At 62.0% G+C, this 6,000-nt stretch carries 8 protein-coding genes; 1 reads left to right on the top strand and 7 read right to left on the bottom strand.

Annotated elements, in window-relative coordinates; all coding sequences use genetic code 11:
• Positions 1–29 precede the first annotated feature (29 nt).
• Positions 30–812, bottom strand: a complete 783-nt coding sequence (locus tag HX801_RS05780; RefSeq protein WP_003219204.1) for a class I SAM-dependent methyltransferase — start codon at positions 810–812, stop codon at positions 30–32.
• A 96-nt stretch (positions 813–908) separates the two neighbouring features.
• Between HX801_RS05780 and HX801_RS05775 the strand changes: the two genes are divergently transcribed.
• A complete protein-coding gene (locus HX801_RS05775) occupies positions 909–1,529 on the top strand; it encodes an energy transducer TonB (protein ID WP_177021759.1) in 621 nt (206 codons plus the stop codon).
• A 3-nt stretch (positions 1,530–1,532) separates the two neighbouring features.
• Here HX801_RS05775 and HX801_RS05770 read toward each other — a convergent pair whose 3' ends face one another.
• The 6 genes from HX801_RS05770 to adk form a co-directional block, all read right to left on the bottom strand.
• The gene (locus HX801_RS05770) at positions 1,533–2,231 is read right to left on the bottom strand and encodes an extensin family protein (protein ID WP_087695213.1); all 699 of its coding nucleotides are present in this window, start codon (positions 2,229–2,231) and stop codon (positions 1,533–1,535) included.
• 3 nt (positions 2,232–2,234) lie between these two features.
• Complete coding sequence (locus HX801_RS05765; protein WP_008431093.1) at positions 2,235–3,062, bottom strand: oxaloacetate decarboxylase; 828 nt, start codon at positions 3,060–3,062, stop codon at positions 2,235–2,237.
• A 27-nt stretch (positions 3,063–3,089) separates the two neighbouring features.
• Positions 3,090–3,950: a DUF72 domain-containing protein gene (locus HX801_RS05760; protein WP_177021758.1), complete on the bottom strand. Its 861-nt coding sequence runs from the start codon at positions 3,948–3,950 to the stop codon at positions 3,090–3,092.
• Positions 3,950–4,261, bottom strand: a complete 312-nt coding sequence (locus HX801_RS05755) for a hypothetical protein (RefSeq protein WP_003219213.1) — start codon at positions 4,259–4,261, stop codon at positions 3,950–3,952. The genes HX801_RS05760 and HX801_RS05755 overlap by 1 nt, the downstream gene beginning before the upstream one ends.
• A 160-nt stretch (positions 4,262–4,421) precedes the next feature.
• The gene (gene tsaB / locus HX801_RS05750; RefSeq protein ID WP_177021757.1) at positions 4,422–5,108 is read right to left on the bottom strand and encodes a tRNA (adenosine(37)-N6)-threonylcarbamoyltransferase complex dimerization subunit type 1 TsaB; all 687 of its coding nucleotides are present in this window, start codon (positions 5,106–5,108) and stop codon (positions 4,422–4,424) included.
• A gap of 89 nt (positions 5,109–5,197) precedes the next feature.
• Positions 5,198–5,845, bottom strand: coding sequence for an adenylate kinase (gene adk / locus HX801_RS05745; protein ID WP_102368215.1), 648 nt, complete (start codon positions 5,843–5,845; stop codon positions 5,198–5,200).
• Between the last annotated feature and the right edge of the window lie 155 nt (positions 5,846–6,000).

The raw sequence follows: 6,000 nt of genomic DNA, 5'->3' as shown, positions 1-6,000 counted from the left end.
TACCTAAATAACGGATATGTACCCAACCCTCAGGACTTCAGCGCCTTCTTAGGATAAATGTCATACCGACTGGACTTCCCATCCAACGCATGACTCGGCTTCACCCCCTCAATGCAAGGCGCCTTACGCGGCCGCTTGACCACCACCCGATGACTGGCCAAAGCCAACGCCGCCGCCAACAACGCCGGCGCATCCGGATCATCCCCCACCAGCGGCCGAAACAACCTCATCTCCTTCTTCACCAACGCCGTCTTCTCCCGATGCGGAAACATCGGATCCAGATAAATCACCTGAGGCGGCTCCCCCTCCCAATCGCGCATCACCTCAATGGAGTTGCCCTTGAGCAACCTCATCCGCGCCACAATCGGCGCCACCTCAAAATCCTCTGCACCTCGCGCCAAGCCATCTTCCAGCAACGCCCCAATCAACGGCTGGCGTTCAATCAGGCTCATCTCGCAACCCAGGCTGGCCAACACAAATGCATCCTTTCCCAACCCAGCGGTAGCATCCAGCACCCTGGGCCGCACGCCCTGTGCCACACCCACCGCCTTGGCAATCATTTGCCCGCTGCCGCCGCCATACAGACGCCGGTGCGCCGCCCCACCCTCCACAAAATCCACCCGCACCGGCCCCGGCGCCTCAGGCCCCAGCTGTTGCAACTGCAGCCCCTGCTCCCCCACCTGCAAGGCAAAGTCCGCCTCATCCAGTTGCAAAGGCAACCCCAGCTGCTCGGCCCAGTGCTGCGCACGCGCCTGAAAACCTTCGGCCAAGGCCTCGACCCGAATGCGGCTGGCCGCTGGTTGTTCGCTCATCGGTGACTACGCTCAAAAATATTAAGGATCGGCAAAAAGCGGCCGATAAAAAAAAGGATCCGGCATTTTGCCAGAGCTGAGCGACGATCGAGAGAAATGTCAGACATTCCTTCGCTATTCACCGGTGTACTGCCGACCCACAACCACTTCGGCCTGCGCAATACCCAAGCGCTGGCCGGCGTCAGTCATGTGTGGCAGGACTTCTTCGCCCAGGCGTTGGCCGAACAGCTCGGCGACACGCCGGGCGCGCTCGCCAAGTCGGTGACGAAACCTGTGGACCCGGCGGTAGAACCCAGCGAAGGCAGTGACCTGCTGTCGCAGATCGTCACCCAGCGCGCCTGTGATGTGACAGACACCGAGATCGCCCCGCCCGAGCCGCTGTTCCTGCCCATCGCCGAATTCGAACTGGAACTGCTGCCACCGGCCCCGCCACCGTACCCGGCGGAAGAAGTGGTCGCCCAGCAAAAGCAGCAAAACTTCGAAAGCGCCTGGGTGCGCCCGATCGTCCTGGCCGCCGGCCAACCGCTGCCCGAACCGGGTCCCGCGCCGCAACCACGCCCGCTGCATTTGCCGATCGCCGAATTCGAACTGGACCTGCTGCCACCACCACCGCCACCGTTCCCGGCAGAAGAGCTGGTTGAGCAACAGAAAGCCCTGGATTTCGACAGCCGCTGGGCGCGTCCGCTGATCCTGCACAACCTGCGCCTGGCCGCCTGACCCTCAGCGACACACCCACCACCGACCCATGTCCAGATGAAAGTGATTACGGTGGGCGGCGTTGTAATCCGGGCTCAACACCACATTGAAATCCTTGCAGGCGCCGTCGCGCACTTGCCGCAGGAAGCGCGCACGCTCGCCGTCACCCGGCCAATCCTTGAGCACACTGATGGTGCGCCCGTCCGCCAGGCGAAACCCGGCGATATCCAAAGCATTGGCCGACGCATGCTGGCTGAGTCGCCCGTTGGCGCGGTTGTAGATGTTGCGACAGGCAAAGCTGCCCAGGTGATCGACCCGCGTCACTGCCTGGCCAAACACCGCCTGGGCCGCCGGTTGCAGGCTATGGCGCTCGAACAGGGCGAACGCCACGGCCAGCGGGCAACTGGCGAGAAAGCTGCTGCTCAAGCCGACATCAGCGCCTTGGACCCGCAATGTATTGCGCAGCGGGCAAGCCGCGTCGGCAGGGCTGTCCGCCTGATGGGCGACCCGCAGCCCGGAGGTCTTCAGCACTTGGTCACATAGGGCAGGATCATCCTGCAAACGCCCAAGCTTGAATCGGGTCAGCAGGTTCGGGCTTGCCCGCACGTCCAGCGGCGCCCACGGGTTCCACTCATCGGGCAGCGGCACCCAGCCCCGCCACACGCCAACCAACACACCACCTGCCAACACCAGCAGCACGCCCAGCACCTTGAAGAAACGCACGCCTCAGCCCTTGAACAGTTGATTGGCCTGGTTGAACGGCATCGAGCGCTCAGTGAAGGTAAACGTGCCCAACTCATGAACCTCCTGGGCCGCCCTGAAGAACTCGCCATAAGCCGCCAGGGCCATGGCCGAGCCGACGCTGATGCGCTTGACGCCCATCTCGCTCAACTGCGCCACGCTGAGTTTCAGGGCGCCTGACATCAAGATATTCACGGGCTTGGGTGCAACCGCCTTCACCACCGCCAATACTTCCTCGGCACTGCGCAGGGCCGGTGCATAGAGCACGTCGGCGCCAGCTTCGGCGTAGGCCTGCAGGCGGCGAATGGTGTCGGGCAAATCCAGCCGGCCATGCAGGAGGTTTTCCGCGCGAGCGGTCAGCGTGAAGGGGAATGGCAAACTGCGGGCAGCGGCGACTGCGGCTTCGACGCGCTCCACGGAAAGGTCAAAGGGATAGATCGGGTCGACGGCAATTCCGGTGGCGTCTTCGATGGAGCCACCGACAATCCCAGTCGCTGCCGCCCGCAGGATAGTCTCGGCGCAGCCTTCAGGGGTGTCACTGAAGCAGTTTTCCAGGTCGGCGGCGACGGGCAGCGAGGTCGCCTGGACGATCGCCCCGGCATTGCCCAAGGTGTCTTCCAGGGACAACGCACCTTCGGCATCCGGGCGGCCGAGGCTGAAGGCAAAGCCGGCGCTGGTGGTGGCCAGGGCTTCAAACCCCAGGCTGGCGAGCATTTTTGCGGAGCCGGCATCCCATGGATTGGGCATCACGAACGCGCGGTCACGCTCGTGCAGGGCCTTGAAGGTTTCGGCGCGAAGGGTTTGGGCATCCATGACTGACTCCTGTCGGGAAAAGGAGCCTTAGAGTAACCCCAGTTGCTCCACTGCGGGTTCTCGATGCAGGGTGGGCAATGCCGGCAAGCCGGGCAAGCGCAGCATCAATTTCTCATGAAAGCGCAAGGCCAGTTGGGCGGCCAGGCGGTTGTCGGAAGTGTGAAGAAACACGTAGGGCGTACGCCCCTCTTCGATCCAGCCGGCGACCTTTTCAATCCAGGGCACCAGGAACGGATCATTGGCTTCCAACTCCGGATGGCCAATAAAGCGCACTTGCGGAAACTGCGTCAGCGCCGCCGGGCGAGGCGGCACCTTGGGCTTTTTCGATTGGGCGTGCAGCACGGCTGCCGAGGTGGAGGTGCAACTGAACAACGCACGCGGGTCCAGGCAGATGCGCTCGACACCGCGGTCGCGCAGCAAGCGGTTGAGACTGCGCTCGGCGTCGCCCTTGGCGAAAAATTCCGAGTGACGCACCTCCACCGCCAACGGTCGCTCCAGCCCGTCGATAAACCCGGCCAACTCACCCAGGCGCTGCGGGGTAAAACTGGCCGGCAGCTGCAGCCACAACGGCGAAATACGCTCGCCCAACGGGCTCATCAACCCCAGGAAACTTTCCGCCGCCGGCAACTGCTCGATCAGGTTGCCGCTGTGGCTGATATCCCCCGGAAACTTGGCCGTGAAGCGAAAATGCCCGGGCATGATTTCAGCCCAGCGCTGCACGGTAGCGACGGAAGGACGGGCGTAGAACGTGGTGTTGCCCTCGACGGCGTTGAAGACCTGGGAATACAGGGCAAGGTAATCGCTGGAGCGGGCGTCGGCGGGATACAGGTATTCGCGCCAGGCGTTTTCACTCCAGGACGGACAACCGAGGTAGTAAGGCAACAGCATCAGATATGGATATCGAGGCCCAGCACTTCCATATCCCATTCGACAAAGCCGGCAGTGGTCAGGTAGCTGGCCAGGGCATTGGCGACGTTTTTGCTCATGGAGCGCGGGAAGATCATGTCTTGCTGGCGGGCAGGAACGCCGCTGGTGCGTGCACCGCCGGAACCCTGGGAACGGGTTGAAACAGCAGTGTTGTCAGACTGGATTTCAACAAAATCGGGCGAGTCTTCGACGGAGTCGTCTACCGTCACGTTCGCCTTGCGAGGCTTGCGCTTGAGGGGGTAGGACTGTGATGAAAAGCCGTCTATGCGCATACATGCGAACTCGGTATCGGTGATGGCATTTTAGTGGCGCTTTCCATGGCGCGCAAATGCTCTGGTGATAACTAGAACACATAATTGGTAAAAGGTTTAAAAGCACGGGCAAATTCTGACGATTGGCTATTTTTTCCTGAAATTGCCCGCACTTTTGACGTCAAATAATCCCGCGTTCAGCCTTGGTCTGCGCCACTTTATCCCGCAGGTACACGGGCGCCGCCTGGTCCGCCGGAATCGCCTCGCCTCGCTCCCAGGCAAAGCGTGCCAGGGCCAGCAGGTCTTCGGCGTGGGGCAGCATCCCGGCATCCTGGCCGGCAAGCGTCACGCCAATGCGCTCGCCGTAGCCCCAGCCGGTGCCGGCACCGAACCAGTCGCCGCAGGCATCAGCCGGCAAGGCCGCCGTTTCAGGCGACAGCACAGCTTCAGCCCCCACCAGGCGCATCTCGCCAGCGGTTTCGCGGTAGCAGCCCCAATACACTTCATCCATGCGCGCATCGATGGCCGCCGCGACCTGGTTGGCGCCGTGTTCGCGAAATGCCCGCTGCGCCAGCACCGCCAGGTTGGACACCGGCAACACCGGACGCTCCAGCGCAAATGCCAGGCCCTGGACCACACCGATAGCGATGCGCACGCCGGTGAACGCGCCCGGGCCACGCCCGAATGCGATGGCGTCCACCGCCGACAAGGTGGTGCCCGCGTCCAGCAGCAATTGCTTGATCATCGGCAACAGCTTCTGCGCGTGCAGGCGCGGGATCACCTCGTAGTGGCTCGTAACCTTGCCATCGTGCAGCAGGGCAACGGAGCAAGCTTCAGTCGCGGTGTCCAGGGCCAGCAAGGTGCTCATCGGTGTATGCATCCACGTTGAAAAAAAGTGCGTCAGTATAAACAACAACGGCCCGCAAGCGGGCCGTTGTCAATCAAGCGGATGAACGATCAGATCAGCGCTTCCAGTACTTTGCCAGTGATGGCTTCAACCGAACCCACACCTTCGATGTGGCTGTACTTCGGCTTGCCCTGGGCGGCCGAGAGTTTCTGGTAGAAGTCCACCAGCGGCTTGGTCTGGGAATGGTAGACCGACAGGCGATGACGCACGGTCTCTTCGGTGTCGTCCTTACGCTGTACCAGGTCTTCGCCGGTAACATCGTCCTTGCCCGCGACTTTCGGCGGGTTGTAGACGATGTGGTAGACGCGGCCCGAGGCCTCGTGAACACGACGACCGGCAATACGCTGCACGATCTCTTCGTCTTCAACGGCGATTTCCACCACGTTGTCCAGCTCGACGCCGGCCTTCACCAGGGCTTCAGCCTGGGGAATGGTGCGCGGGAAGCCGTCGAACAGGAAACCGTTCTTGCAGTCTTCCTGGCTGATGCGTTCCTTGACCAGGTTGATGATCAGGTCATCGGAGACCAGGCCGCCGCTGTCCATCACGCTCTTGGCGATCAGGCCCAGCTCGGTGCCGGCCTTGACGGCCGCACGCAGCATGTCGCCGGTGGAGATTTGTGGAATGCCGAATTTTTCAGTGATGAACTTTGCCTGAGTACCTTTACCGGCCCCGGGAGCTCCCAGCAGAATGACGCGCATCGATGTGCTCCTCAATTTTTTATAGAGATGACGCTCGGATTCGCCGCGTGGGGCCAATCTCGGAAATTTTGGGTCCAGGCCGCACAAACGGCCAAAGGCTGATCAAGATACACAGCAGGCCCAAACCACACAAGCCGCCGAAAGTAGGAGAAACC

This window comes from Pseudomonas sp. G1002, assembly GCF_013385455.1.
In the GTDB taxonomy this organism is placed as follows: Bacteria; Pseudomonadota; Gammaproteobacteria; order Pseudomonadales; family Pseudomonadaceae; genus Aquipseudomonas.
The sequence above is the reverse complement of the archived record's forward strand: the minus strand, read 5'-3'. Positions and strand labels throughout refer to the sequence as shown.

Bases quoted from the DNA above. Each gene is read 5' to 3' on its own strand.
- HX801_RS05780 (WP_003219204.1), bottom strand. From the start codon at position 812: ATGAGCGAACAACCAGCGGCCAGCCGCATTCGGGTCGAGGCCTTGGCC.
- HX801_RS05775 (WP_177021759.1), top strand. From the start codon at position 909: ATGTCAGACATTCCTTCGCTATTCACCGGTGTACTGCCGACCCACAAC.
- HX801_RS05765 (WP_008431093.1), bottom strand. From the start codon at position 3,062: ATGGATGCCCAAACCCTTCGCGCCGAAACCTTCAAGGCCCTGCACGAG.
- HX801_RS05760 (WP_177021758.1), bottom strand. From the start codon at position 3,950: ATGCTGTTGCCTTACTACCTCGGTTGTCCGTCCTGGAGTGAAAACGCC.
- HX801_RS05755 (WP_003219213.1), bottom strand. From the start codon at position 4,261: ATGCGCATAGACGGCTTTTCATCACAGTCCTACCCCCTCAAGCGCAAG.
- tsaB (WP_177021757.1), bottom strand. From the start codon at position 5,108: ATGAGCACCTTGCTGGCCCTGGACACCGCGACTGAAGCTTGCTCCGTT.
- adk (WP_102368215.1), bottom strand. From the start codon at position 5,845: ATGCGCGTCATTCTGCTGGGAGCTCCCGGGGCCGGTAAAGGTACTCAG.